The 26,804-nt window shown below is 68.0% G+C and carries 24 protein-coding genes; 20 read left to right on the top strand and 4 right to left on the bottom strand.

The window, feature by feature from the left end; translation table 11 throughout:
- Positions 1-4: 4 nt before the first annotated feature.
- The 11 genes from bchY (at position 5) to OXS49_RS10265 (ending at position 10,547) form a co-directional block, all read left to right on the top strand.
- Positions 5-1,546 carry a chlorophyllide a reductase subunit Y gene (bchY, locus tag OXS49_RS10315; RefSeq protein ID WP_244007618.1) on the top strand — a complete coding sequence of 514 codons (1,542 nt, stop codon included), beginning with the start codon at positions 5-7 and terminating at the stop codon, positions 1,544-1,546.
- Positions 1,546-3,012 carry a chlorophyllide a reductase subunit Z gene (bchZ, locus tag OXS49_RS10310; protein ID WP_267423932.1) on the top strand — a complete coding sequence of 489 codons (1,467 nt, stop codon included), beginning with the start codon at positions 1,546-1,548 and terminating at the stop codon, positions 3,010-3,012. The genes bchY and bchZ overlap by 1 nt, the downstream gene beginning before the upstream one ends.
- A gap of 35 nt (positions 3,013-3,047) precedes the next feature.
- Entirely contained in the window at positions 3,048-3,269 is a 222-nt protein-coding gene (locus OXS49_RS10305; protein ID WP_267423943.1) for a hypothetical protein, read from the top strand.
- A gap of 204 nt (positions 3,270-3,473) precedes the next feature.
- Positions 3,474-3,710, top strand: coding sequence for a light-harvesting antenna LH1, beta subunit (gene pufB, locus OXS49_RS10300; RefSeq protein WP_243919611.1), 237 nt, complete (start codon positions 3,474-3,476; stop codon positions 3,708-3,710).
- Between the two features lie 10 nt (positions 3,711-3,720).
- Positions 3,721-3,909, top strand: coding sequence for a light-harvesting antenna LH1, alpha subunit (gene pufA / locus OXS49_RS10295; protein ID WP_243919609.1), 189 nt, complete (start codon positions 3,721-3,723; stop codon positions 3,907-3,909).
- 76 nt (positions 3,910-3,985) lie between these two features.
- Positions 3,986-4,810: a photosynthetic reaction center subunit L gene (pufL, locus tag OXS49_RS10290; protein ID WP_244007622.1), complete on the top strand. Its 825-nt coding sequence runs from the start codon at positions 3,986-3,988 to the stop codon at positions 4,808-4,810.
- Between the two features lie 79 nt (positions 4,811-4,889).
- Entirely contained in the window at positions 4,890-5,870 is a 981-nt protein-coding gene (pufM, locus tag OXS49_RS10285) for a photosynthetic reaction center subunit M (RefSeq protein WP_244007624.1), read from the top strand.
- 10 nt (positions 5,871-5,880) lie between these two features.
- A complete protein-coding gene (pufC, locus tag OXS49_RS10280) occupies positions 5,881-6,993 on the top strand; it encodes a photosynthetic reaction center cytochrome PufC (RefSeq protein WP_267423931.1) in 1,113 nt (370 codons plus the stop codon).
- Positions 6,994-7,100: 107 nt separating this feature from the next.
- Entirely contained in the window at positions 7,101-7,244 is a 144-nt protein-coding gene (locus OXS49_RS10275) for a DUF3096 domain-containing protein (RefSeq protein WP_267423930.1), read from the top strand.
- A gap of 165 nt (positions 7,245-7,409) precedes the next feature.
- On the top strand, positions 7,410-10,100 hold the full coding sequence (gene ppdK / locus OXS49_RS10270) for a pyruvate, phosphate dikinase (RefSeq protein ID WP_267423942.1): 2,691 nt from the start codon (positions 7,410-7,412) through the stop codon (positions 10,098-10,100).
- A 192-nt stretch (positions 10,101-10,292) separates the two neighbouring features.
- Positions 10,293-10,547: a hypothetical protein gene (locus OXS49_RS10265; RefSeq protein WP_267423929.1), complete on the top strand. Its 255-nt coding sequence runs from the start codon at positions 10,293-10,295 to the stop codon at positions 10,545-10,547.
- A gap of 96 nt (positions 10,548-10,643) precedes the next feature.
- Here the strand turns inward: OXS49_RS10265 and OXS49_RS10260 are convergent, their stop codons facing one another.
- From OXS49_RS10260 to OXS49_RS10250, 3 genes are all read right to left on the bottom strand, one after another.
- On the bottom strand, positions 10,644-12,143 hold the full coding sequence (locus OXS49_RS10260; protein WP_267423928.1) for a DUF882 domain-containing protein: 1,500 nt from the start codon (positions 12,141-12,143) through the stop codon (positions 10,644-10,646).
- A 152-nt stretch (positions 12,144-12,295) separates the two neighbouring features.
- Positions 12,296-14,278 carry a L,D-transpeptidase family protein gene (locus tag OXS49_RS10255; RefSeq protein WP_267423927.1) on the bottom strand — a complete coding sequence of 661 codons (1,983 nt, stop codon included), beginning with the start codon at positions 14,276-14,278 and terminating at the stop codon, positions 12,296-12,298.
- 243 nt (positions 14,279-14,521) lie between these two features.
- Entirely contained in the window at positions 14,522-16,006 is a 1,485-nt protein-coding gene (locus OXS49_RS10250; RefSeq protein ID WP_244007634.1) for a sigma-54 dependent transcriptional regulator, read from the bottom strand.
- Positions 16,007-16,253: 247 nt separating this feature from the next.
- Between OXS49_RS10250 and OXS49_RS10245 the strand changes: the two genes are divergently transcribed.
- From OXS49_RS10245 to recJ, 9 genes are all read left to right on the top strand, one after another.
- Positions 16,254-18,116 carry a M3 family oligoendopeptidase gene (locus OXS49_RS10245; RefSeq protein WP_267423926.1) on the top strand — a complete coding sequence of 621 codons (1,863 nt, stop codon included), beginning with the start codon at positions 16,254-16,256 and terminating at the stop codon, positions 18,114-18,116.
- 83 nt (positions 18,117-18,199) lie between these two features.
- Entirely contained in the window at positions 18,200-18,625 is a 426-nt protein-coding gene (locus OXS49_RS10240; RefSeq protein WP_267423925.1) for a hypothetical protein, read from the top strand.
- Positions 18,622-19,023, top strand: coding sequence for a type II toxin-antitoxin system death-on-curing family toxin (locus OXS49_RS10235; RefSeq protein ID WP_267423924.1), 402 nt, complete (start codon positions 18,622-18,624; stop codon positions 19,021-19,023). Before OXS49_RS10240 ends, OXS49_RS10235 begins: the two co-directional genes overlap by 4 nt.
- Positions 19,024-19,108: 85 nt before the next feature.
- Positions 19,109-20,470: an AarF/ABC1/UbiB kinase family protein gene (locus tag OXS49_RS10230; protein WP_267423923.1), complete on the top strand. Its 1,362-nt coding sequence runs from the start codon at positions 19,109-19,111 to the stop codon at positions 20,468-20,470.
- A gap of 121 nt (positions 20,471-20,591) precedes the next feature.
- Positions 20,592-20,885, top strand: a complete 294-nt coding sequence (locus OXS49_RS10225; RefSeq protein WP_267423922.1) for an aa3-type cytochrome c oxidase subunit IV — start codon at positions 20,592-20,594, stop codon at positions 20,883-20,885.
- Positions 20,886-21,093: 208 nt separating this feature from the next.
- On the top strand, positions 21,094-22,317 hold the full coding sequence (locus OXS49_RS10220) for a Re/Si-specific NAD(P)(+) transhydrogenase subunit alpha (protein WP_244007644.1): 1,224 nt from the start codon (positions 21,094-21,096) through the stop codon (positions 22,315-22,317).
- A gap of 24 nt (positions 22,318-22,341) precedes the next feature.
- Positions 22,342-22,797: a proton-translocating transhydrogenase family protein gene (locus tag OXS49_RS10215; protein WP_243919588.1), complete on the top strand. Its 456-nt coding sequence runs from the start codon at positions 22,342-22,344 to the stop codon at positions 22,795-22,797.
- 4 nt (positions 22,798-22,801) lie between these two features.
- Positions 22,802-24,199 carry an NAD(P)(+) transhydrogenase (Re/Si-specific) subunit beta gene (locus OXS49_RS10210; protein ID WP_244007647.1) on the top strand — a complete coding sequence of 466 codons (1,398 nt, stop codon included), beginning with the start codon at positions 22,802-22,804 and terminating at the stop codon, positions 24,197-24,199.
- A gap of 121 nt (positions 24,200-24,320) precedes the next feature.
- Positions 24,321-26,135 carry a single-stranded-DNA-specific exonuclease RecJ gene (gene recJ / locus OXS49_RS10205; RefSeq protein ID WP_267423918.1) on the top strand — a complete coding sequence of 605 codons (1,815 nt, stop codon included), beginning with the start codon at positions 24,321-24,323 and terminating at the stop codon, positions 26,133-26,135.
- 109 nt (positions 26,136-26,244) lie between these two features.
- On the opposite strand, the gene OXS49_RS10200 is transcribed toward recJ, so the two are convergent.
- Complete coding sequence (locus OXS49_RS10200; protein ID WP_244000506.1) at positions 26,245-26,739, bottom strand: CAP domain-containing protein; 495 nt, start codon at positions 26,737-26,739, stop codon at positions 26,245-26,247.
- Positions 26,740-26,804 lie beyond the last annotated feature (65 nt).

The raw sequence follows: 26,804 nt of genomic DNA, 5'->3' as shown, positions 1-26,804 counted from the left end.
GCGCATGGCCGTCTCCCTCGACATCGCCGACCTGCGCGCCCGCAAGGCCGCCCCGTCCGACGCACCGTCCATCGACCTCGCCGCCACCAAGAGCGACGGGCTCGGCTGCCACGCCGGCAAAGACGCGATGGTGGCGGCCGCGGAAGCTGCCGGCATGTCCGAGACCCTGGCTCAGCTCCGCAGCGACTATCCGCAAGGTCCGCACGATCAGCCGCAGAGCATGTGCCCGGCCTTCGGCTCGCTCCGGGTCGGGTTGCGAATGCGCCGGACCGCCACGATCCTGTCCGGCTCGGCCTGCTGCGTCTACGGCCTCACCTTCACGTCGCATTTCTACGGCGCGCGGCGCAGCGTCGGCTACGTGCCGTTCAATTCGGAGACGCTGGTCACCGGCAAGCTGTTCGAGGATATCCGCGAAGCGGTCTACGCCACCGCCAAGCCCGAGGATTACGACGCCGTCGTCGTCATCAACCTCTGCGTCCCCACCGCCTCCGGTGTCCCGCTGCGCCTGCTGCCGAAGCAGATCGACGGCGTCCGGGTGATCGGGATCGATGTGCCGGGTTTTGGCGTGCCGACCCACGCCGAGGCCAAGGACGTGCTGGCCGGCGCCATGCTGAAGGTCGCCCGCACGGAGGCCGAGCAGGGCCCGGTGGCCGCGCCGCGCGGCGGACGGTCCGAGCGCCCGAGCGTGGCCCTGCTGGGCGAGGTCTTCCCGGCCGACCCGGTGGTGATCGGATCTCTGCTGGAGCCGCTCGGCCTCTCCGCCGGGCCGGTGGTTCCGACGCGGGAATGGCGCGAACTCTACGCCGCCCTCGATTGCGCCGCCGTGGCGGCGATCCACCCGTTCTACACCGCCTCGATCCGTGAATTCGAGGCGGCCGGCCGACCGATCGTCGGCTCGGCCCCGGTGGGTGTCGACGGCACCGCCGATTGGCTGGACCGGATCGGCGAGGCCTGCGGTGTCGCCCGCGCCACCGTCGAGGCGGCCAAGAACAAGATCCTGCCCGGCATCCGCGGTGCGCTCGCCGCCATGCCGATCAAGGGCCGGATCACGCTGTCGGGCTACGAGGGCTCGGAATTGCTGGTCGCCCGCCTCTTGGTCGAGAGCGGCGCCGAGGTTCCGTATGTCGGGACCGCCTGTCCGCGCACGCCCTGGTCGGAGGCGGATCGCGACTGGTTGGAGGCCCGCGGCACGCAGGTGCGCTACCGGGCGTCCCTGGAAGACGACCTCTACGCCCTCGATTCGCTCAAACCGGATCTCGCCATCGGCACCACCCCGGTGGTGCAGCACGCCAAGGAGCGGGCAACCCCGGCGCTCTACTTCACCAACCTGATCTCGGCGCGCCCGCTGATGGGCGCGGCCGGCGCGGGCTCGCTCGCCACCGTCATCAACGCGGCGCTGGGCAACAAGCCACGGTTCGACGCGATGCGCGACTTCTTCGAGGGCGTCGGCACCGGCCACGCCGCCGGCGTCTGGCAGGATGTGCCGCAGAAGCGCCAGGGACCGAAGATCGAAGGCCCCAAGAAGCCGATCGGGGAGATGGCCTGATGCTGATCCTCGATCACGACAGGGCCGGCGGCTACTGGGGCGCGGTCTACATCTTCACGGCGATCAAGGGCCTGCAGGTCGTCATCGACGGCCCGGTGGGCTGCGAGAACCTGCCGGTCACCTCGGTGCTGCACTACACCGACGCGCTGCCGCCTCATGAGCTGCCGATCGTCGTCACGGGCTTGGCGGAAGAGGAACTCGGCCGGCACGGAACCGAGGGCGCCATGAAGCGCGCCCACGCCACCCTCGATCCGGGCCAGCCCAGCGTGGTCGTCACCGGATCCATCGCCGAGATGATCGGCGGCGGCGTGACCCCCGAGGGCACCGGCCTTCAGCGCTTCCTGCCGCGGACCATCGACGAGGATCAGTGGCAGGCCGCCGACCGGGCGATGCGCTGGCTCTGGCAGGAATACGGCGCCAGGAAATTCGCCAAGAAGGGCATCCCGGCCCGGCCGGAGAAGAAGCCCGGCGAGAAGCCACGGGTGAACCTGATCGGACCGGCCTACGGCACCTTCAACATGCCCTCCGACCTCGCCGAGATCCGGCGGCTGGTCGAGGGGATCGGCGCCGAGGTGAATCTGACCTTCCCGCTGGGCTCGCACCTCGCGGATGTGCCCAAGCTCGTCAACGCCGACGCCAATATCTGCCTCTACCGCGAGTTCGGCCGCCTGCTCTGCGAGGATCTGGAGCGGCCCTACCTGCAGGCGCCGATCGGCGTGCTCTCGACCACCAAGTTCCTGCGCTCGCTGGGTGCGATCCTCGGCCTCGATCCCGAGCCGTTCATCGAGCGCGAGCGCCACACCACGATCAAGCCGATCTGGGACCTCTGGCGCTCGGTGACGCAGGACTTTTTTGGGACAGCGAGCTTCGGCATCGTCGCCACCGAGACCTACGCCCGCGGGGTGCGCCATTTCCTCGAAGACGAGATGGGCCTGCCCTGCCATTTCGCCTTCGGCCGCTCGGCCGGGATGAAGCCCGACAACGCCGCCGTCCGGGCGGCCATCGCGGCCAAGCCGCCGCTGGTGCTGTTCGGTTCGTTCAACGAGCGGATGTACCTCGCCGAGTGCGGCGCCCGGGCGACCTACATCCCGGCCTCGTTCCCCGGCGCGATCATCCGGCGGCACACCGGCACGCCGTTCATGGGCTTCGCCGGTGCGACCTACCTCGTCCAGGAAGTCTGCAACGCCCTGTTCGACACGCTCTTCCACATCCTGCCGCTCGCCCGCGACATGGACAAGGTCGAGGCCACCCCGGCCCGGCAGCACCGCGAGCTGCCCTGGGACGAGGCCGCCCGGCAAGCGCTGGACGCCCTGGTCGAGGCGCAGCCGGTCCTGGCGCGCATCTCCGCCGCCAAACGTCTGCGCGACGCCGCCGAGCGCGCCGCCCGCGATGCCGAATCCGATGCCGTGGCCCCCGCCCATGTGGCGCGCGCCCGTGCCGACTTCGCCGGGGGGATCCCGGCGTGACCCAGCTTCCCCTGTCCCCCGAAGGAGACCTGATGATGCGCACGATGGTCCCGAATGCCCGCCAGCAGCAGGAAGAGATCCAGTTTCGTCTGATCCTGGCGGCGACATACCCGTTCTTCCTCGCCGCCGCCGCCCTCGGGCGCGTCCGGCCGGCCCAGGCCGTGTCGCGGCCGGGCCTCGCGCCCGCGCGCCGCTCCGTCTTCGGCGAGGCCCGCGCCATGGCGGTCCAGGCCATCCCCTTTGCCTTCATGGGCTGAGAGCCTCTCACAAAACTCCCGGGCACCGGGAGTTCTCCCTCTGATCGCGACAGCGCAGCGGGAGGTTGTGAGAGGCTCTGAATGCCCTGTTCGAGATGCTTCCGTCCGGTGACGCGGGGGAAGTCAGGCCGTGACCACCCAGGCTTCACGGCTGTACCCGTCGCGCTTTTCGAGAAGCGCGGCCAACACACGGAGGTCTGAACGATGGCCGGTGGACCCGTTGCAACAGAAAGACCGAGCAGCCTCTCCGGGCTGACGGAACCGGAAGCCAAGGAGTTCCACGCGATCTTCCTGACGAGCTTCCTCATCTTCACGGCAATCGCCGTGGTCGCCCACATCCTCGTCTGGCTGTGGCGTCCGTGGCTGCCCGGACCCCAGGGTTACGCTTCGCTCGAAGGCGTCACCGATGCGGCCCGTGCCCTCGTCTCGATGATCGGCTGAGGAGGATCGCATGCATAAGGTTTGGTTGCTCTTCGATCCGCGTCGAACACTGGTGGCTCTGTTCACCTTCCTGTTCATCCTGGCGCTGCTGATCCACTTCATCTTGCTCTCGACCGACCGGTTCAACTGGCTGGAAGGTCCGAAGGCCAACAAGCAGGCGAACGCCATCACGCTGGCGCTGCCGCAGCTGCCGGCTTGACATCCGGTCTGGACCGCGGCGCGCGAGGGCCGCGGTCACCCTTTTCTTCTCTCGGCCTGATCGAGGAGCCGCCGCCATGGCGATGCTGAGCTTCGAGCGCAAATACAGGATCCGCGGCGGTACGCTGCTCGGCGGCGATCTCTTCGACTTCTGGGTCGGACCGTTCTTCGTCGGCTTCTTCGGCGTCGTCGGGCTGTTCTTCACCGTGCTCGGCACGGCTCTGGTGATCTACGGGGCGGCGATCGGGCCGACCTGGAACGTCTGGCAGATCAACATCGCCCCGCCCGACATCAGCTACGGGCTCAAGCTGGCGCCGCTCAAGGAAGGCGGCCTCTGGCAGATCATCACCTTCTGCGCGCTGGGCTCGTTCGTGTCCTGGGCCCTGCGCGAGGTCGAGATCTGCCGCAAGCTCGGCATCGGCTATCACGTGCCGGCGGCCTTCGGCATGGCGATCTTCGCCTACTTCACCCTGGTGGTGATCCGCCCATTCCTGATGGGCGCCTGGGGCTACGGCTTCCCGTACGGTATCCTCAGTCACCTCGATTGGGTGTCGAACACCGGATATCAGTATCTCCACTTCCACTATAACCCGGCGCACATGCTGGCGGTGACGTTCTTCTTCACCACGACGCTGGCGCTGGCCATGCACGGCGGCCTGATCCTGTCCGCGACCAACCCGGCCAAGGGCGAGACCGTCAAGACGCCGGAGCACGAGGACACGTTCTTCCGCGACACGATCGGCTACTCGATCGGCACGCTCGGCGTGCACCGGCTCGGTCTGTTCCTGGCCCTGGCGGCCGGGTTCTGGAGCGCGGTCTGCATCGTGATCAGCGGCCCGTTCTGGACCCAGGGCTGGCCGCAATGGTGGGGCTGGTGGCTCAACCTACCCGTCTGGGGATGAGCGCGGCGATACGACCGGGACAAGACGCATAACACGGGGCCCGCCGCTCGGGCGCGCGGATCCTCGGGGAGGGCAGGCCATGGCCTATTATCAGAACATCTTCACGGTGGCGCAGGTCCGCCCGCTCGTTCCGGATCACGGCGTTCCGGTGGCGGTCGGCGACCGGGTCGGCAAGCCGTTCAACAGCTACCTGTTCGGGCTGATCGGCAACAGCCAGGTCGGGCCGATCTACATCGGCTACATCGCGGCTTTGTCGATCACCTGCGGGCTGATCGCGTTCGAGATCATCGGGCTCAACATGTGGGCCTCGGTGAACTGGAGCCCGATCCAGTTCGTCCGGCAATTGCCGTGGCTCGCGCTCGAACCGCCGCTGCCCAAATACGGGCTCCGGGTGCTGCCGCCGCTGAACGAGGGCGGCTGGTGGCTGATCGCCGGCTTCTTCCTCACCGCCTCGATCCTGCTCTGGTGGGTCCACCTCTACCGGCGGGCCCGGGCGCTCGGCCTCGGCACCCACGTGCCGTGGGCCTTCGCGTCGGCGATCTGGCTCTACCTCGTCCTCGGCTTCATCCGGCCGGTGCTGATGGGCTCGTGGTCGGAGGCCGTGCCGTTCGGGATCTTCCCGCACCTCGATTGGACCGCGGCGTTCTCGCTCCGCTACGGCAACCTGTTCTACAACCCGTTCCACATGCTCTCGATCACGTTCCTCTACGGATCGACCCTGCTGTTCGCGATGCATGGCGGCACGATCCTGGCCTGCTCGCGCTACGGGGCCGAGCGCGAAATCGACCAGATCGTCGATCGCGGTACCGCCACCGAGCGCGCCGCCCTGTTCTGGCGCTGGACCATGGGCTTCAACGCCACGATGGAGTCGATCCACCGCTGGGCGTGGTGGTTCGCGGTGCTCACCACCCTCACGGGCGGCATCGGCATCCTGCTCACCGGCACCGTGGTCGACAACTGGTACCTCTGGGCGGTCAAGCACCACGTCGCGCCGAACTATCCGCAGGTCTACGGCCCGATCGTGGATCCCGCCCATCTTGCACCCGGCATGAAGCCGTGAGGAGGCCGTCATGAAGACGATTCTGGCGGTTGTCGGTGGGGCGCTCGCCCTCTTCCTCACCATCGCGATGTTCGGCGGCGCAGGCTGGACCCACCCGCCCATGGCGGTCAAGCAGACCGGCTTCCGCGGCACCGGCATGGACCTGATCCGGACCCGGGCCGGCAACGAGGCGCTGTCGGAGGCCAACAGGGCTCCGGCACCGGCCGACCCGGCCGATGCCGGTGGCGACAAGGCCTCGGCGGTCTACGAGAACGTCCAGGTGCTGGGCGATCTCTCGGCCGAGCAGTTCAACCGTGTCATGGTGTCGATGACCGAATGGGTCGCACCGCAGCAGGGCTGTACCTACTGCCACAGCACCGAGAACATGGCCTCCGACGAGCTGTACCAGAAGCGCGTCGCGCGCCGCATGCTCCAGATGACCCAGTACATCAACGCGTCCTGGAAAGAGAACCACGTCCACGGGGCGGGCGTCACCTGCTACACCTGCCACCGGGGCAATCCGGTGCCGGCGAATATCTGGTTCGACCGTCCGGTCCAGGGTGCGGGACGGTTCATCCCGCGCAACAACAGCCAGAACCTCGCCTCGGCGGAAGTCGGCAACACCTCGCTGCCCTACGACGTGTATCAGGCTTTCTATCAGCACAAGGAGACGTCGGAGGACGCGGTCCGGGTCAACGCCACCACGGCGCTCCCGGAGACCAAGGGCAAGCCGATCCAGGATGCGGAGAAGACCTTCGCGATCATGATCAGCATGTCGCAGTCGCTGGGGGTGAACTGCACCTTCTGCCACAACACCCGCTCGGTGGCGCAGTGGGACACGAGCACGCCGAACCGCGTCCATGCCTGGTACGGCATCCGCATGGTCCGGGATCTGAACCAGGACTACATGACGCCGCTGACCTCGACCTTCCCGACCAACCGCCTGGGCGTTCTCGGCGATGCGCCGAAGATCAACTGTGCCACCTGCCACAACGGCGCGAACAAGCCGCTCAACGGCGCCAACGTGATCGGGCCCTACCCCGAGCTGTCGCACCCGACCATCGAGGCCAGCCTGCCCACCGGCGAGGCCAAGGACCCGATTCCGGGGACGCAAACGCCGGCCCTGAAACCCACGAAGCCCTGACGTGAGGGGCGGCGGAGCCCGAGGCTCCGCCGCCCGCAAGCCACAGGGAACCTCCGCGGTTTAGGGGCGTCGATATCGGCGGCCAAGCTCGGCCTCGGGAGGCGCCCGTGACGATCACCATCTCGAACCTCCAGCCGCTCATCGCGATTCTCGCCGGGATCCTGATCCTGGTGATGCCGCGGCTGCTCAATTACATCGTGGCGATCTACCTGATCGTCGTCGGCATCATCGGCTTGGGAATACTGCACTGAGCCGCCGCGCGCCAAAGTTGCCGCGCCACACCTGACAGACCGGCATCGCCGTCATACGGGTGCGCACAACGCCATCGTGCGTTCATCTTGCGTTGCGGTGCGGGATGGTCCAACCCCGCCCATCAGCTCGGCCGGAGCCGGGCATCAGATATGGACGGGATCGACATGGCGACCGGCAGCGCGAAGTGGGTCTACGCCTTCGGCGACGGCAAGGCGGAGGGCAAGTCGCAGATGCGCGACCTGCTCGGCGGCAAGGGCGCCAACCTCGCCGAGATGTCCAACCTCGGCCTGCCGGTTCCCCCTGGCTTCACCATCACGACCGAGGTCTGCACCTACTACTACGACCATGGGCAGTCCTTTCCGCCGGAATTGAAGGATCAGGTTACCAACGCGCTGGCGCAGGTCGGCGCGCATACCGGTCGCAAGTTCGGCGACTCCACCAACCCGCTCCTCGTCTCGGTCCGCTCCGGCGCGCGCGCCTCGATGCCCGGCATGATGGACACGGTGCTGAACCTCGGGCTCAACGACGAGACCGTCCTGGCGCTGGCCAAGGAAGCCGAGGACGAGCGCTTCGCCTACGATTCCTACCGCCGCTTCATCACCATGTACTCGAACGTTGTGCTCGGCGTTGAGCACCACGCCTTCGAAGAGGCGCTGGAGCAGTACAAGGAGGGCAAGGGCTTCGAACTCGACACCGAACTCGGCGCCGCGGACTGGAAGACCCTGATCCAGACCTACAAGACCATCGTACGCACCGAACACGGCTCGGACTTCCCGCAGGGCGCCGATGACCAGCTCTGGGGCGCGATCGGCGCGGTGTTCGACTCGTGGATGATCCCGCGAGCCAAGAAGTACCGGGAGCTGAACAGCATCCCGGAGAGCTGGGGCACGGCCGTCAACGTCCAGGCCATGGTGTTCGGCAACATGGGTGACACCTCCGCCACCGGCGTCGCCTTCACCCGCAACCCGTCGACCGGCGAGAAGGCGCTCTACGGCGAGTTCCTGATCAACGCCCAGGGCGAGGACGTGGTGGCGGGTATCCGCACGCCGCAGAACATCACCGAGAAGGCCCGGATCGAGGCCGAGAGCGACAAGCCTTCCATGGAGAAGGCCATGCCCGAGAGCTTCGCGGAGCTGACCCGGATCTACGGGATCCTGGAGTCGCACTACCGCGACATGCAGGACATGGAGTTCACCATCGAGAAGGGGAAGCTCTGGATGCTCCAGACCCGCAACGGCAAGCGCACGGCGAAGGCCGCTCTGCGCATCGCCGTGGATCTGGCGGGCGAGGGTGTGATCTCCCGGGAGGAGGCGATCGGCCGGGTCGAGCCCGGGGCGCTGGACCAGCTCCTTCACCCGACCATCGACCCGAAGGCCGACCGCAAGGTCATCGCCTCGGGTCTGCCGGCCTCCCCCGGCGCCGCGACCGGTGAGATCGTGTTCAACTCCGAGGACGCCGAGGCTCACCGCAAGGCCGAGCGCAAGTGCATCCTCGTGCGGATCGAGACCTCGCCCGAGGACATCCACGGCATGCACGCCGCCGAGGGCATCCTGACCACCCGTGGCGGCATGACCAGCCACGCGGCCGTGGTCGCCCGCGGCATGGGCAAGCCCTGCGTGTCCGGCGTCGGGTCGATTCGAATCGACTACAAGGCGCAGACCATGACGGTCGGCGGCGTAACGCTGAAGGCCGGCGACAAGATCACCATCGACGGCTCGTCCGGACAGGTCATCCAGGGCGAGGTGAAGATGCTGGAGCCCGAGCTCTCCGGCGACTTCGCCACGCTCATGGAGTGGGCGGACGTGTTCCGCGGCATGAAGGTCCGGGCGAATGCCGACACGCCGACCGATGCGCGGACCGCGCGCAACTTCGGCGCCGAGGGTATCGGCCTCTGCCGCACCGAGCACATGTTCTTCGAGGGCGACCGCATCATCGCGGTGCGCGAGATGATCCTGGCGGACGACGCCGAGGGCCGCCGGGCGGCGCTCGCGAAGATCCTGCCCTACCAGAGGCAGGACTTCGTCGAGCTGTTCACGATCATGTCCGGTTTGCCGGTCACGATCCGCCTGCTCGACCCGCCGCTCCACGAGTTCCTGCCGCACTCCGACGCCGAGGTCGCCGAGGTCGTGAAGGCGACCGGCGTGTCTGAGGAGAAGATCCGGCACCGGACCCGCGAGCTGTCCGAGCACAACCCGATGCTCGGCTTCCGCGGCTGCCGCCTCGCCATCGCGTTCCCGGAGATCGCCGAGATGCAGGCCCGGGCGATCTTCGAGGCCGCCGTGCAGGCTGCGGCCGATACCGGCAGCCCGGTCACGCCCGAGGTGATGGTGCCGCTGGTCTTCACCCGCGCCGAGTTCGACATCGTGAAGGCGCGCATCGACGCCATGGCGAAGGCCGTGGCCGAGGAGAAGGGCGCGACCCTCGACTATCAGGTCGGCACCATGATCGAGCTGCCGCGGGCGGCGCTGAAGGCCGGGGAGATCGCCGAGACGGCCGAATTCTTCTCCTTCGGTACCAACGACCTGACGCAGACGGCGCTCGGCATCTCCCGCGACGACGCCGCGACCTTCCTCGGCCCCTACACCCAGAAGGGGATCCTGCCGGCCGACCCGTTCATCACCATCGACCAGGAAGGCGTGGGCGAGTTGGTGCGGATCGGCGTCGAGCGGGGCCGCAAGACGCGCCCCGATATCAAGCTCGGCATTTGCGGCGAGCATGGCGGCGACCCGGCCTCGATCGGCTTCTGCCATGAGGTCGGGCTCGATTACGTCTCCTGCTCGCCCTACCGGGTGCCTATCGCGCGCCTCGCGGCGGCCCAGGCGTCGCTGGGCAAGGTTTCGGCCAAGGAAGGCTAAGGCCCGAACGGGGAGGGCGCTCGGGTGGCGTCCTCCACAGGTTCTCAACCACGCGCGAGAGGAGCCGCTGAAAAGCCGGCTCTTTCGACGAACTCGACTGCCGATACGGTGTTGACCCATTGAGCCGATGGGTCGGACGTGCCTTTCTTCGATCCGCGGCGGGTTCAGCGTCACCCGTCAGAATCACCGGCCATGATCCAGACCGATTCCACGCCCGTCGGCCTCACCGAACCGCAGGCCATCATCGCGGTGCCGCGTGCTGCCATGCGCGCCTATCTCGCACTCGTGGCGGCACTCGGGGGCATGATGACCGCCGGGATGCTCATGATGTCGGTTGCGACGAACAGCGGCAACGAGGCCGATCGCATCGCAGCGACTCAGGATGACGGTTACGCGGCGACGCTGGTATCGGCGTTGAGCGTCAACCTGTCGAAGCCGCTGCGCTGACGTCTGTATCGCGCTGACGCCGCTCGACGGCCAATCCACACCTGTCTCAGCGGGGAGCGAAGCGTATCGCCTCGACCTCGGCTGGAGTTCAGCAACTCAGCGTCCCCCGGACGCTGCCCGTGTCGCCGATCCGGTGAACCGGGCTGCCGCGAGCTCGTCGCCGGGGCTGCGTGCACTGAACCGCGTCGTCGTGCGCTCCGGCGCAGCAGCCAGGATGGCATCCGGCGCTGCGTCGCGAACGCGGGTCGTGGCGATCCGAACAGGCGCGCCGCGGCTCGCGGGTGCCGCCACCGATCCGGCCGCGACGGTCTCGAACAGGGCACGCAGCTGCAACTTGGCGTCGGCATCCGGGGCGACCAGGGTGCGGGCCCGGACTGGCTCGACGGTCGAGGGTTTCGCCAGCGCACGGATCTCGGTCGCGACCGGAAGGTTGGCCATGCCGCCGTTCAGCGCGGCGAACTGCACCGGGCGCGGCGGTGGCAGCGGCATCGTGAGCGCCGCCACGACGGCGGTGAGGTCCGACGGTCGGCGCGGCGGAAGCGGCGTCACGGCGGCCGCGATGGCCTCCTCGGCCTTCGAGGCCGGGGGTGCGGCAGTGAGCAGGGCCTTCGCATCCACATTTCTGGCATCCGGCGCCTTCGCAAGCTCGCGCTGGACGAGAGAGCCGCGCAGGGCGTCGTCGGCAGCGGGCGCGGCGTAGGCGAGGGCGGAGCGGGTCCCGACCGTATCCTGCGGATCTGCACTCGCCACGGCGATAACGGGGGCGCGACGCGTCTTCGCTACCACGGGCGCAGGCGGCGGTGGAGCGGGCGGCTCGGATCGGCCGCCTCCGAACAGGCTGGCAAGGAAGCCGAATAGGCCCGGTCCGTCCTCCTCTTCGCCACCGCCGGCCATCTGGGTGGTGATGCCGGCGACGGTACCGCCGCGGGCCAGAATCTCGGCCTTCGCCTCCTCGTAGCGCGGGAAGGGGCGGTTGTCGCTCGCGAGGTGGACCGTCTTGCCGTCCGGGAACACGCGGGCAAGCTGATCGTGGGTCATGCGCGGCCACATCCGCACCGAGCCGACATCGAGGTGGATGAACGGCGTGCCCGCATGCGGATACCAGCCCACGCCGCCGCGCTGCATCTGGAGCCCGACCTCGCGGATCCGGTCGATCGGCACGTCCGGCAGGTAGAAGTCCATCGCCTTGCCCAGCATATGCTGGCTGTATTCGGCGACCATCTTCGAGCGGCGGCGCAGCATCGCGTTGGTGCCGGGCGAGCGATAGGCCGAGACGATGTGGATCGCCTGTCCCGAGCCGACCTGCCGATAGGCCTCCCAGACCGTATCGAACAGGCGCGGATCCATCTTGATCGGCTCGTTGATGCGCCAGTCGCGCAGGAGCCAGTTCAGCTGCTCGAGGGCCGCGCGGTCGTAGCGCCCGTCGCGCTTGAACGTGATGGTCGCGCTCTCTTGCGTGTGGGTGTGGTAGATCGTCAGCGCGCGGGTATCGCCGTTGGCGACCGCGTTCTCGGTCTCGGCGGTTCCGGCCAGGATTCCAAGCGCGATTCCCGACAGGGCGAGGGCGAGCTTTCGGAGGGTTGGAAGGCTCGGCACGACGGTCCTGATCCTCTCCAGCCCGCTGCGGCTCGCTCGGAACGTGCCCGGCTATCGGCAGATACGGCTAAAGCTGGACCGTGGCGAAATCGTGCCCGGATGTGTGTCCGCGCACGTGAAAGTTGCGATCTCGGTCGCCGATTGGCCGAAGGCTACCAGTAGCTGCGAGGCCCGGCCGGCTGCGGCGCCGGGGTCCATAGGCCGGGCTCACCGTATTCCGGCGCATCGTCGGCGCGGGCGGCCCGGCGCAGATGGTGCCGTGGCGGAGCAGCCTCTTCGTAGCGACCGGTGGGCCATTCGTCGGCCACCTGCCGATGGGCGGGGCGGCGCTGGGCGGTGTGAACCTTCGGAGGTGCCGGAACGGCCTCGGCCTTGCGGCGGGGCGCTTCGTCCGGCAGCCGGGCGATCGCCGCCCCGCCGCCGCCGGGCAGCCCGAGGGCCGCCCGCATCGGCGCGTCGTAGCCGTAGAGATCGGGCAGCGTGCGGTAGGTGCCGCTGTCATCCATGTAGGCCGTGAAATAGGCGAGGTGGACCGGAAGCTTCTCGGGCAGCCGGAGCGTGCGCTCGCCCTTGCCGATCAGCTTCTTGAGGCGTTCCTCGGACCAGTCCGGCAACACCGCGTCGGCGAGGCGGAACGGGTCGTCCACGCGCACGCAGCCGTGGCTGAAGTCGCGCTTGGCAGCGGAGAACAGCGAGCGGTTCGGCGTGTCGTGCAGGTAGACCGCGTGCTGATTCGGGAACATGAACTTGATGAAGCCCAGCGCATTGCGCTCCCCCGGGGGCTGGCGCAGCGAGATGTGCCCGCCGCGGCGGACCACCTCGTAGCCGCCCCAGGTCTTGCCGCCGTAGCCGGCGAGCTTCGGCGCCATCGTCTTGAGGATCGAGGGCGGCACGTACCAGGACGGGTTGACGACCGCGTATTCCATCAGCCCCGAGAACAGCGGCGTGCGCGAGTCGGGCTTGCCGACGATGACCCGGGCCTCGTCGCGCAGGACGCCGCCGCGATAGGCCCGCAGGCGATATTCCGGCACGTTGACCAGGATGTAGTCGGGGCCGAGATCCCCCGGCAGCCAGCGCCACCGCTCCATGTTGACGATCAGTTCGGCCTCGCTGCCGGTCGGACGCGCGCTCCGGCCGGCATCGGCGAGGGCCAGCACGGTCTGGACGTTCAGGATGCCGGTGGCGGGCAGGCCCCGGCCGCGCTGAAACTTGGACACCGCGTCGGCGACGGTGGAATCGTAGGTGTCCGGCTCGCCGGGGCCCTGGTCGAATGTCCCGGTCGGGCGGCTGTCCAAACCGAAATGCGCGCGCAGCAGCGGAACGCGGGGATCATGCATGCCGAGGCGCAGGGCTGGGCCGGAAGGCAGCCGCAGCGGCTTGACGGCGGCCGGCGCCGGACCGCGCAGGGAAGCGAGCCGGGCCTTGAGTGCGCGGTAGCCCGGCGTGGCCGGATTGTAGCCTTCGAGCACATCGCCGGCCTTCGCACCGGCGTCACCGAGCTTGGTCAGCACGTCGTTCCCCGCCGGCAGGTCGAGATGCGGCGTGATCAGGCGTGAGATCGCGGCGAGATTGACACGGCCACCCCGGGCGTCGCGCGCGTACAGCACGGCCGCTGCGGACAAGCGCAGATCGGCATCCGCGACCGCTTTCTCGTCCGGTTTCCCGGGCAGGTTCGGGATCGTGTAGGCGCTGGCGTCCAGGCCGTCCTCTCCGGCCGCCGTCAGTCGGGCCGCGACGGCTTTGGCGGCCTCGGTCCACGCGCCGTCGGCGATCCACAGGGGCTTGCCGGCGCGGGCTTCGTAGAACGCGCGGATGGCGTCGCGCTCCTTGGTCGTCACGCGCAACAGCAACGGCGCCGGATCGGCGAGGCGGGCCGATACGGCCGCGCCCAGGGGATCGGTCGGGGCCACGGGCGCGGCTGCGGCGGGCGCCGGCTCGGCGGCGGGGGCTTCGGGCTTGTAGTCCGGAAGCGCAGCCGGGGCCGCGTCCGGCGGCGGGGTCGGCGAGGGCGACACCGCGACCGGCGCGGCGACGGAGGTGTCGAGCGCCGCCGTATCGGCAGCCAGAGCGGCCGACGCCACCGTTCCGGTCAAGAGGGCGGCCAACGCCATGAGGCTTGAGCGCGGGACGCGCATCGTGTTCTCCCGGGGAGCGGCGACAGGACCGCACGCGCAGATTGTGATTATCCGCGCAAGCGTGGCGTTCAGCAACCGCAGTCCATCAAGTCGAAGGCTTGGTTGGAGAGGGCCGACCGATCATTGAGCGATCGGATATTTCTGTTTCGAGAATGTTCGATCCGTATTGCGCAGCTGTGTCGAGATTCCGCTGCGCGCGGATGTGGCGTATTCAACCGGTGTGCTAGCGCACGCGCAATCGGCTCAGGCGGCGTCCTCGCTCTTCTCGTCGCCTTCGAGACCGAGGTCCTTCAACTTCCGGTACAGGGTCGACCGGCCGATCCCGAGACGACGCGACACCTCAGACATGCGCTGCCGGTAGAATTGCAGCGCATAGCGGATGATCTCGGCCTCCAGCACATCCATCGGCTTCATCTCGCCGGTCTCCTCGGCGACAAGCGACATGGCGTGCGGATCGCGCACCTCGACCCGAACGATCTCGCGCACGGGTTCCGGGGCATAGGCGGCCATCTGCGCCTGCATGGGGACGGGTGGGATCCGGACGTCGAACCCCTCAACCTGCGCGGCGATCTGCGGAAATTCGGTCACCGTCAGCTCGTCGCCGTCGGCCAGCACCACGGCCCGGAACAGCGCATTCTCCAGCTGCCGGACGTTGCCCGGCCAGGGATAGCGGGTCAGGAGCGCCATCGCCTCGGGGGTGATCGCCCGTACGCGCTTGCTCTCCTCGGCGGAGAAGCGCGCGCAGAAGGAGCGGACGAGATCCGGGATATCCTCCCGGCGCGCCCGCAGGGGCGGCAGGGTCATCGGGAAGACGTTGAGGCGGTAATAGAGATCCTCGCGGAATTTGCCCTGCTTCACCAGATCGAGGAGCGAGCGGTTGGTGGCCGAGACGAGGCGGATATCGACCCGGACCGGACGCTTAGCCCCGACCGGATCGACCTCGCCTTCCTGCAGGGCGCGCAGCAGCTTCACCTGCGCGTCGAGGGGCAGTTCGCCGATCTCGTCGAGGAACAGGGTGCCCCCCGAAGCCTCCACGAACTTGCCGGCATGCTTCTCGGTGGCGCCCGTGAACGCCCCCTTCTCGTGGCCGAACAGGGTCGATTCCACGAGGTTCTCGGGGATCGCCCCGCAATTGACGATCACGAACGGCTTGCCGCGCCGGTCGCCCGATCCCTGGATCGCCCGGGCCAGCACCTCCTTGCCGACGCCGGACTCCCCCTCGATCAGCACCGGGATGTTGGATTTCGCAGCTCGCTCGGCGAGGCGGATGACCCGCTCCATGTCGGGGCTCTTGGAGGCGAGGTCCTTGAAGGTCAGGACGCCGGAGGCGCGGCGGCGCATGCGGCGCACCTCCTCCTCCAGCGTATCGACTCGCAGCGCGTTCTTGATCGAGACCTGCAACCGCTCGGCGCCTGCGGGCTTGACCACGAAATCGACCGCCCCGGCCCGCATGGCCGAGACGACCGCGTCGATCGATCCGTTGGAGGTCTGCACGATGACGGGAGTCGCAAGTCCGCTCTTGCGCATCTCGGCCAGCACGCCGAGTCCGTCGAGCCCCGGCATGACGAGATCGAGGAGCACCACATCGGCACCCTCGGATTTGAGCACGATCAGCGCGTCGGCGCCGTTCTCGACCACGCGGGCCTCGAAGCCGAAGCGGCGCACCGCCGCCTCGGCGAGGCGCCGCTGAACCGGATCGTCGTCCACGATGAGCACGGTGGTGGACATGGCGGCTCCCTGACCGGCACGCGGACCGGGCCGGCGATGCGGGAGCGATCCCGGACACCGGTTCCGATTCGGCAGCTGTTTCGTTTCGAGCCGGAGGGTGAACCACAGACGTAAAGTGCCGCTTAACGACGTTTGCGCGGTCCGGTCGAATCAGGGGCGCGCGCGCCGCCAACCCGCCGCGTTGAACGCGTGGCGGCCCACTCGATATCAGGCTACGGAGCCACCTCCCGTGAAAGGAACGCACGACATGATGCCGAGCCCCACCGCGTCGCCGGTGATCGTCCGCCTGCCCGAAGGCGTGAGCGCCGCGCGCGCCGCCGCGAAGGCGGCCGACCTCGGTGTTCTTCCCGAATGGGACCTGACGGACCTCTATGCCGGCCTCGACGACCCGAATTTCTCCGCCGACATGACCCGGGCCGAGGAGGAGTGCCGCCGCTTCTCCGAGACCTATGCCGGGCGAATCGCCGAGATTGCCGGCGGATCCGACGCCTCCGTGCGCCTGGCCGAGGCCGTACGGGCCTATGAGGGGATCGAGGATCTGCTCGGAAAGCTGATGTCGTTCGCCGGTCTCGTCTATTCCGGGGACACGACCGACGAGGCCAGGGCCAAGTTCTACGGCGACACGCGTGAACGCCTGACCAACGCCTCGGCCGACCTGCTGTTCTTCGCGCTCGAACTGAACCGGGCCGAGGATTCGGTGCTGGACGCCGCGATGGCGCAGGGTCCGCTGGCCCCTTACGCGCCGTGGATCGAAGACCTGCGCCGGGAGAAGCCGCACCAGCTCGACGACCGGACCGAGAAGCTCTTCTTGGAGAAGTCGGTCACCGCGAACGCCTCCTGGGACCGGCTGTTCAACGAGACCATCGCGTCGCTGCGCTTCACCGTGCAGGGCGAGGAGATGCCGCTGGAGCCGACACTCAACAAGCTCCAGGATTCCGACGGTGCGGTCCGCAAGGAGGCTGCCGGCGCGATCAGTTCGGTGCTGCGCGGGCAGCTCCGGGTGTTCACGCTGATCACCAACACGCTCGCGAAGGATAAGGAGATCTCCGACCGCTGGCGCGGTTTCAAGGACGTGGCCGAGGCGCGCCACCTTGCCAACCGCGTCGAGCCCGAGGTGGTCGAGGCGCTGGTCGATGCCGTGCGGACGGCCTATCCGCGCCTGTCGCACCGCTATTACAAGCTGAAGGCCAAGTGGTTCGGGCAGGAGACGCTGCCCTACTGGGATCGCAACGCACCGCTGCCGAAGGTCGAGCAGCGCACGATTCCCTGGAGCGAAGCGCGCGACACGGTGTTGTCAGCCTATGGCACCTTCTCGCCCGAGATGGCGGGTATCGCCAAGCGTTTCTTCGACGAGCGCTGGATCGATGCGCCGACCCGGCCCGGCAAAGCCCCAGGCGCCTTTGCGCACCCGACGGTGCCCTCGGTCCATCCCTACGTGCTGGTCAACTACCAGGGCAAGCCGCGGGACGTGATGACACTCGCCCACGAACTCGGCCACGGCGTCCATCAGGTGCTCGCCGGCCCCAACGGCGCGCTGATGGCGCCGACGCCCCTGACGCTCGCCGAGACCGCGAGCGTGTTCGGCGAGATGCTGACCTTCCGCAAGCTGCTCGCTGCCACGACCGACACGACCCAGCGCCGGGCGATGCTCGCCGCCAAGGTCGAGGACATGATCAACACGGTGGTGCGCCAGATCGCGTTCTACTCGTTCGAGCGGAAGGTCCATCTCGCCCGCGCCGTGGGGGAGCTGACGACCGATCAGATCAACGCCCTGTGGATGTCGGTGCAGGCGGAATCACTCGGACCCGCGATCACCCTGGATGCAGGCTATGAGCCGTACTGGGCCTACATCCCGCACTTCATCCACTCGCCGTTCTACGTCTACGCCTACGCGTTCGGCGACTGCCTCGTGAACTCGCTCTATGGGGTCTATGCAAAGGCCGAGGCGGGCTTTGTCGATCGCTACTTCGCGCTGCTCGCGGCCGGCGGTTCGAAGCCCTACGGCGATCTGCTCGCGCCGTTCGGCCTCGACGCGAAGGATCCGGGCTTCTGGCAGATCGGCCTCGGCATGATCGAGGGGATGATCGTGGAGCTGGAAGGGATGGAATAACGCTCCGTCGCTAGTTGCAACGTAACTCTATGCAACGTTGACAAATCGGCGTGAGCACGCATTTTGGGGCTCAGGAGAGTCCCATGAATGCGAGCCACGCCGCTTTTTTCGAGCGCCCCGAAACGGCGCCTCTGAAAGAGATCGTCACAAATCGCGAGAAGATCCCTCAGTACGAGCTCTTGAGCAGGCTCGACATCCCGGCCGTTCAGGCGGTGGTTTGGGAGATCGAGCCGTTGATCGAGGCGTTCGAGCCGGCGACGCGTAACCACGCGATCCAGTCGACAGGTGCGCTGATCGGCGATCTTCTGACGGCACGCGGCTTTCGCGTTGCACGCGATGCAAAGGGCGAGAAACGTCGGGGTCGCGTCCGCAAGGCACGGTTCGTTAAATCCGGAACGATCTGGGAGCTGCCGGCCGAGCCGAACGACGCGCATGCGACGAAGGTCGCCGCCATTATGGAAGATATTATCGATCGCTACCGGAATACGCTTTCCGAGCTGGCGAAATGAGCGACGATCAATCCGCTTCGGAGCCAGAATGGTTGACCGTCGCAGATATCGTTGATGCGCACGCGAGGCAGCTTCGCATCTTCGGCGGAGCGGCCGGGCTCCGCGATTCCGGCGCCCTGGAGTCTGCACTGGGTCGCCCGATCAATCGATGGCGTGACAAGGAAGCAGAGCTTCCCGAACTGGCAGCCGCCTATGCATTCGGGATTGTGCGGAACCATCCGTTCATGGATGGAAACAAACGTGCCGGTTTCCTGGCCATGGTCGGCTTCCTGATCTTGAACGGTGTACCATTCTCGCCGGACCAAGCCGAAGCGACGGCAATCATCCTCGGCCTTGCCGCCGGCGAGATCGACGAAACCGGACTCACCCGCTGGATCCGGGACAACTGGCCGGCCTGAGCCCCGCGGCGCAGGGCCCCACGCCCCTGGTGTCCGCCCCGGCGGGGCATATCTGCTTCGTGGCAGCAGACGAGCAGATCGAGACATGGCCGAGATCGACCGCGAAGCCAACCGCTTCTCCGCCCGTGCGGGCCGCTATGCCAGCGTCGGTGCCAATGTCGGCGGCGTCGCCGCCCGGATGGCGATGGCCCGGCTGTTCGGCAAGGAGGGGACCACCAACGCCGCCGCCCTGGCGCAGGCGCTGGGCGGTCTGAAGGGCCCGATCATGAAGGTCGCGCAGTTGCTGGCCACCGTGCCGGATCTGCTGCCGCCTGAATACGCAGCCGAGTTGCAGAAGCTTCAGGCCGATGCACCGCCCATGGGCGCAGCCTTTGTCCGGCGGCGGATGCAGTCCGAGCTGGGTGCCGGGTGGCAGGACCGCTTCGGCAGCTTCGACCTGAAGCCGGCCGCCGCGGCCTCCCTGGGCCAGGTTCACCGCGCAACCACAAAGGGCGGCGAGCGGCTTGCCTGCAAGCTGCAATACCCGGACATGCAATCGGCGGTCGAGGCCGATCTGAAGCAGCTCGAGGTCGCTTTCGCGCTCCACCGCCGGATGAATTCCTGGCTCGACACGCGGGAGATCGCGAAGGAGATCGGCGCGCGCGTGCGGGAGGAGCTCGACTACGAGCGCGAGGCCAAGCATGCCGCCCTGTACAGCGCTGTGCTCAAGGATATCGCGGCGGTGCGCGTTCCCGAGGTGTTCCCCGAACTCTCAACGAAGCGCCTGCTGACGCTCGGATGGCTCGACGGCGACAGGATCCTGGGCTTCGCCGATGAGCCGGTCGAGATCCGCAACCGTATCGCTCAGGCGATGTTCAAGGCGTGGTGGCACCCGTTCAGCCGCGCTGCGGTGATCCATGGCGACCCGCATCTCGGCAACTACACGGTGTTCTCCGAGGGTGGTGAGGCCGCCGGCATCAACCTGCTCGACTATGGCTGCGTGCGCATCTTCCATCCGCGATTCGTCGGCGGCGTGGTGAACCTCTACCGGGGGCTGCTGGAGAACGACATGGCGCGCATCGTGCACGCCTACGAGGTCTGGGGTTTCAAGGCCCTCGACAAGGAGAAAATCGAGATCCTAAATATCTGGGCTCGGTTCATCTACGGGCCGCTTCTCGAAGACCGCACCCGCACCGTCGCCGACGGCGTGAAGCCGGGCGAGTACGGCCGACGGCAGGCGTTTGAGGTGCATCAGGCCCTCAAGGAGCGCGGGCCGGTGACTGTCCCGCAGGAATTCGTCTTCATGGACCGCGCCGCCGTTGGTCTTGGCGCCGTCTTTCTCCATTTGCGGTCGGAGCTCAATTACCACAGGTTGTTTGAGGCGGAGATCGAGCACTTTTCGCTGGATGAACTCACGCAGCGTCAGAGCCAAGCCCTGGCCGCTGCTGGGCTTCCGGAGCCCGCCTGAGACGGCCCGCGACCCCTATCGGACGTCGATCAATTGCGTGCGTCCGATTGCGGCAGATAGGCGCTTGCGTTACATCCCACCGTGACCGCAAGAAGTCGCGTCTTAGGGATACGAGCGCACGATGGCTGAGAGTGAGACGGTGGCCGGACACACCTACAGCCCGGCGATGGACGCAAAGACCCACGAGCAGACCTATCGCGGCTTCGTCCGCTTCGTCGAGATCGGCAGCGGGGTCGTTATCTGCTGGGTCCTGGCCCTGGCGATCGGCGGCATTCGCGAAGCGTGGCTCCTGGCCATCCTCAGCGTGATCGCGTCCGGCGCGGCCGGTGCAATCGGTGCGGTGGCCCCGGCCGTCGGATGGCGGGGTCCCGTGGTCGTGGCCATCCTGCTTCTTCTCTACCTCTTCTTTGCCTGAGCGTATTCCGGTCGGTCCATTGGACCGGTCTTGCCGTATCGTGACCCGCTCGCGCCCTGCGAAGCGGCTTACTTGTGCACGGCGTGCAATTAGATTGAGCACAAGTTACATTCCCACCGTTTTCATCGCAGACTTGAAGCTTAGCATCTCGTAAAGCCGCGCGGGTTCGCGCATTCGGAATGCCGAGCTTGTTCAGGGGAATCCGCGCATGCGTATTGCTGTGCTGTCCGAGACGGACTCCGCGGAACCGCGCGTCGCTGCGGTTCCCGAGACTGTCAAGAAATTCAAGGCGTTGGGCGCCGACGTGGTGGTGCAGTCCGGTGCGGGCACGAAGGCCGGCATTCTGGACGACGAATATGAGGCTGCCGGCGCGACGGTCGCGGGAAGCGCCGAAGACGCGGCGCGGGATGCCGACCTCGTGCTGAAGGTCCGTCGGCCGAGCCCCGAGGAACTACCCCTCTTCAAGCGCGACGCCGCCGTGGTGGCCATCATGGACCCCTACGGCAACGAAGATGCCCTCAAAGCGATGGCGGATGCCGGCATCGCGGGCTTCTCGATGGAGCTGATGCCGCGCATCACCCGGGCCCAGGTGATGGACGTGCTGTCGTCCCAGGCGAACCTCGCGGGCTACCGTGCGGTCGTGGACGGTGCCGCCGAGTATGGCCGCGCCATGCCGATGATGATGACCGCCGCCGGCACCGTCCCTGCCGCCCGCGTCTTCGTGATGGGCGTCGGCGTCGCGGGGCTCCAGGCCATCGCCACGGCCCGGCGTCTCGGCGCGGTCGTGACCGCGACCGACGTGCGTCCGGCCACCAAGGAGCAGGTCGAATCGCTCGGCGCCAAGTTCGTCGCCGTCGAGGACGACGAGTTCAAGCAGGCCGAGACCGCGGGCGGCTACGCCAAGGAGATGTCGGAAGGCTATCGCGCCAAGCAGGCGGAGCTTGTGAAGGTCCACATCGCCAAGCAGGACATCGTGATCACCACCGCGCTGATCCCGGGTCGCCCGGCGCCGAAGCTCGTCTCCGAGGAGATGGTGGCCTCGATGAAGCCGGGTTCGGTCCTGATCGATCTTGCGGTCGAGCGCGGTGGCAATGTCGCCGGCGCCAAGCCGGGCGAGATCGTCACCACGGAGCGCGGCGTGAAGATCGTCGGGCATCTCAACGTGCCCGGGCGGCTCGCCGCCACGGCCTCGAGCCTCTACGCGCGCAATCTCTACGCCTTCGTCGAAACGCTGATCGACAAGGAGTCGAAGGCGCTGAACATCAAGTGGGACGATGAGCTGGTGAAGGCCACGAATCTCACCCGCGACGGCGCGGTGGTGCACGCCTCCTTCCAATCCAAGACCGATGGGCCCGCTTCGGAAGCCGCTTCCGTGGGCCTCGCCAAGTCCGAGGCCGGCAAGGGTTCCGCCGCCGCCTCGAGCGCGCACTAAGCTTCCGTCGCGAGGAGTAGCAGAATGGCAACCGTCATCGTCCCTCCCGACCAAGCGGCCGATCAGGCCCGCGTGCTGGCCGACGCCGCCCGCGCCGCCGCCGCGGTGGCGCAGAACGCCGCCAACCAGGCGCAGTTCATCGCCGACGGCATGGGTCACGGTCTCAGCGCAGCCACGGGCGGCGCCGTCGATCCCACCGTCTTCCGGCTCGCGATCTTCGTGCTGGCGATCTTCGTCGGCTACTACGTGGTCTGGTCGGTGACCCCGGCCCTGCACACGCCCCTGATGTCGGTCACCAACGCGATCTCCTCGGTGATCATCGTCGGCGCGATCCTCGCTGTCGGCGTGCCGCTGATCGAGAAGGGAACCGGGATCGCCCGGTTCTTTGGTTTCATCGGCATCGTGCTTGCCAGCGTGAATATCTTCGGGGGCTTCCTCGTCACGCAGCGCATGCTCAGCATGTACAAGAAGAAGGGCTGAGCTCGTGTCAGAGAACATCTCCTCCCTTCTCTATATCGTCTCCGGCGTTCTGTTCATCATGGCGCTGCGGGGGCTCTCGCACCCCACCACCTCCCGGCAGGGCAACCTGTACGGCATGGTCGGCATGGGGCTCGCCATCCTCACCACCCTGGTCGGCCATCCGCCGGCCGGGTTCGGCGCCTGGATCCTGGTGCTGCTCGGCCTCGGAATCGGCGGTGGCGCCGGCGCGGTGATCGCCAAGCGCGTGTCGATGACCGCCATGCCGCAGCTCGTGGCGGCCTTCCACTCGCTGGTCGGCCTCGCGGCGGTGTTCGTGGCGGCCGGCGCCCTCTACGCACCGCAGGCCTTCGGCATCATCGAGAACGGCCACTACCACAAGCAGTCGCTGTTCGAGATGGGCCTGGGCGTCGCCATCGGCGCCATCACGTTCACGGGCTCGGTGATCGCCTTCGCGAAGCTCGACGGCCGGATGTCGGGCAAGCCGATCATGCTGCCGCAGCGCCACCTGATCAACGCGTTGCTGGCCGCCGGCCTCGTGCTGATGCTCGCGCTGTTCATCGGCACCGAGTCGAAGGTCCTGTTCTGGCTGATCATCCTCGCCTCGCTGGTGCTGGGCGGCCTGATCATCATACCGATCGGCGGCGCTGACATGCCGGTGGTCGTGTCGATGCTCAACTCCTACTCGGGTTGGGCGGCGGCCGGCATCGGCTTCACCTTGGGCAATCTCGCGCTGATCATCACCGGCTCGCTGGTCGGCTCCTCGGGCGCGATCCTGTCGTACATCATGTGCCACGCGATGAACCGGTCGTTCATCTCGGTCATCCTCGGCGGCTTCGGCGGCGACACCGCCGCGGCTGGTCCTGGTCAGGTCGAGACGCGGCCGGTGAAGCAGGGCTCGGCAGACGACGCGGCCTACATCATGAAGAACGCCGAGCGGGTCATCATCGTCCCGGGCTACGGCATGGCGGTCGCCCAGGCGCAGCATAGCCTGCGCGAGATGGCCGACATGCTGAAGAAGGAGGGCGTCGATGTGAAGTACGCCATCCACCCGGTGGCGGGCCGCATGCCGGGCCACATGAACGTCCTGCTCGCCGAGGCGAACGTGCCCTACGACGAGGTGTTCGAGCTGGAGGACATCAACGGTGAGTTCCCGCAGGCGGACGTCGCCTTCGTGATCGGCGCCAACGACGTCACCAACCCGGCGGCCAAGACCGACAAGGCCTCGCCGATCTACGGCATGCCGATCCTCGACGTGGAGCGGGCCAAGACCGTGCTGTTCATCAAGCGTGGCATGGGCTCGGGCTATGCGGGCGTCGAGAACGAAGTGTTCTTCCGCGACAACACCATGATGCTGTTCGGGGACGCCAAGAAGGTGGTCGACCAGATCCTCAAGACCTTCTGACGCATCGGGTCCGGCGAGGGTTATCGGGGCGTGCAGCGATGCGCGCCCCGTTTTCGTTCGCAAGGGCGCTGTTGCGGCAGAAGCAGGGATTTTGCGGCGCGGCCGGTGTAGGTTGCCGCCCGTGTCATCCGCAGCGCTCATCACCGATCCGCCAGCCTTCCTGGGTGTTTCTGCCTCCGTGACCGGCCGTCGCTGGCAGGAGCGGTGCGCCAGCACGGCGGTCCAGAACCAGATCGCCAAGATGGTGCAGGCCCATGGGCTGCCGGAGTTGCTGGCCCGCGTCCTCGCTGGCCGTGGCGTGGGACCGGACGACGCGTCCCGCCATCTTGCCCCGCGCCTGCGCGACCTGATGCCAGACCCCGATACGCTGCTCGATATGGATGCCGCCGTCCGTCGCCTCGTCCGCGCCGTGCGCCGCGGCGAGACCGTGGCGGTGTTCGGCGATTACGACGTCGATGGCGCCGCGAGCGCCGCCCTGCTGGCCGGCTATCTGCGCGGCCTCGGCATCCGGTCGCCGATCCACATCCCCGATCGGATCACCGAAGGGTACGGTCCCAATATCGGCGCGATCACTGCGCTTGCGGCGGATGGGGCGACCCTTCTGGTTTGCGTCGATTGCGGGACGAGCGGTCACGCCCCCCTCGAAGAGGCGGAAAAGTCGGGCCTCGACGTCATCGTCCTCGATCATCACGCCGCCGCCGAGGTGCTGCCGCCGGCCCGCGCCGTCGTGAACCCGAACCGCCTCGACGATCTGTCGGGTCTCGGCCATCTCTGCGCGGCCGGCGTGGTGTTCCTGACCCTGGTTGCCCTCAACCGCGCCCTGCGCCACGACGGGTTTTTCGGGCCGAGCCGGCCCGAGCCGGTCCTGACCGATTGCCTCGACCTCGTGGCTTTGGCGACCGTGGCCGACGTGGTGCCGCTCACGGGCTTGAACCGGGCGTTCGTGAACCAGGGTTTGACGGTGATGCGCCATCGTGGCCGGATCGGCCTCGCCGCGCTGCTCGACGCCGCCTCGCTGAGCGAGCCGCCGGAGGCGTGGCATCTCGGCTACGTGCTCGGGCCGCGCATCAATGCCGGCGGACGGATCGGGGATTCGGGGCTCGGCGCCCGGCTGCTCACCACGGCCAATCCGGAGGAGGCCGCGCGCATCGCGGCCGACCTCGATCATCTGAACCGGGAGCGTCAGGCCATCGAGGCGCAGGCCGTCATGGAGGCCGAAGCCGAGATGGACCACGCCGTGACGCGCGATCCCGGACGCGCCGTGCTGGTGGCCGCGAGCGCCGCTTGGCATCCGGGTGTCGTCGGCCTGATCGCGTCGCGGCTGAAGGACCGTTTCAACCGCCCGGCCTTCGCCTTCGCGCTTCGTCCGGACGGCAGCGCCACGGGCTCCGGCCGCTCGATCCCCGGGGCGGATCTCGGGCTCGCGGTACGGGCCTGCGTGGAGGTCGGGATCGCCACCAAGGGGGGTGGGCACGCGATGGCGGCCGGCGTCACCGTCCGGGCCGACGCCATCCCGCGCTTCGAGGCGCACCTCGCCACGCTCCTGGGCGCGAGCGTTACCCTGGCGCGCGCGGCCGATGCCCTGCTGATCGATGGGAGCCTCAGCGCTGGCGGGGCCACAGCCGAAACGGTACGGCTGCTCCAGAAGGCCGGGCCGTTCGGCCAGGGCGCCCCGGAGCCGATCTTCGCGCTGGGCCGCCACCGGCTGGTGGACGCGGGCGTCGTGGGATCAAACCACGTCCGCGCCCGACTGCGCAGCCGCGACGGTCAGGTGGTGGGGGCGATCTGCTTTCGGGCGGCCGAGCGCCCCCTCGGGCTCGCCCTGCTCAACGGCATCGGCCGCGAGATGCACGTGGCCGGCACCCTCTCGTGCGACCGCTGGCGCGGCGCCGAGCGGGCGCAGCTGCGGATCGTCGATGTCGCTTCGGCCGATTGATCCGGCGTTAGAGCCGTGCCCGATCGCGTTGTAATCGCGCACGGCTTTAAGTCTTTGTGTCGACGCGCGTTGTTGCGCCGAACCGGTATCCACTTCGGCGGAGAGCGCTCTAGCCCCCGGCCATCACCAAGGCCCAGAATCGCTTATAGCGCGTGTCCGGCGCATCCACGCGGGCGATGCCGATCCGGCGAATCTGCGGGAGCAGCATGTTCTTGTTGTGCTCCGGGCTGGCCTTCCAGCGGGCGAGCACCTGCTCCAGGGTTTCGGAACCCGCACTCAGGTTCTCGGCCGCCCAGGATTTCGCGAGCCCGACCGAGGCCATGCGCGACGTGAAGCTGCCGCCGATCTCGTGGCTGAGCTGACCGTGGCGGGCATTGTTGCCGGCCTGGAACGCGGCGGCCTTCACCAGCACCGGATCGACCACGACCGGGCTCAGCCCGTTCTGGACACGGTAGGCCGAGATCGCCGCCGCGGCCGCGACCTCGTCGAGCACCGCCGTATGGGTGGTGTTCTCGACCGTTGGCTCCGGCGTGAATGAGAGGCCGCCGCATCCGGTCAGGGTGAGCAGCAGTGCGGCGGCGAGGGGGCGGGTCAGGTTCGGCACGGTCCGGTCGGCAACGCAGAGGGGGAGGGCGCCTCCCTCGGGCCGGCTTGCGGCGAAAGCACGGC

Origin of the sequence: Methylobacterium sp. GC_Met_2, from assembly GCF_026540795.1 — a bacterium.
GTDB lineage: Bacteria > Pseudomonadota > Alphaproteobacteria > Rhizobiales > Beijerinckiaceae > Methylobacterium.
This window is presented reverse-complemented; position numbering and strand designations above follow the sequence as displayed.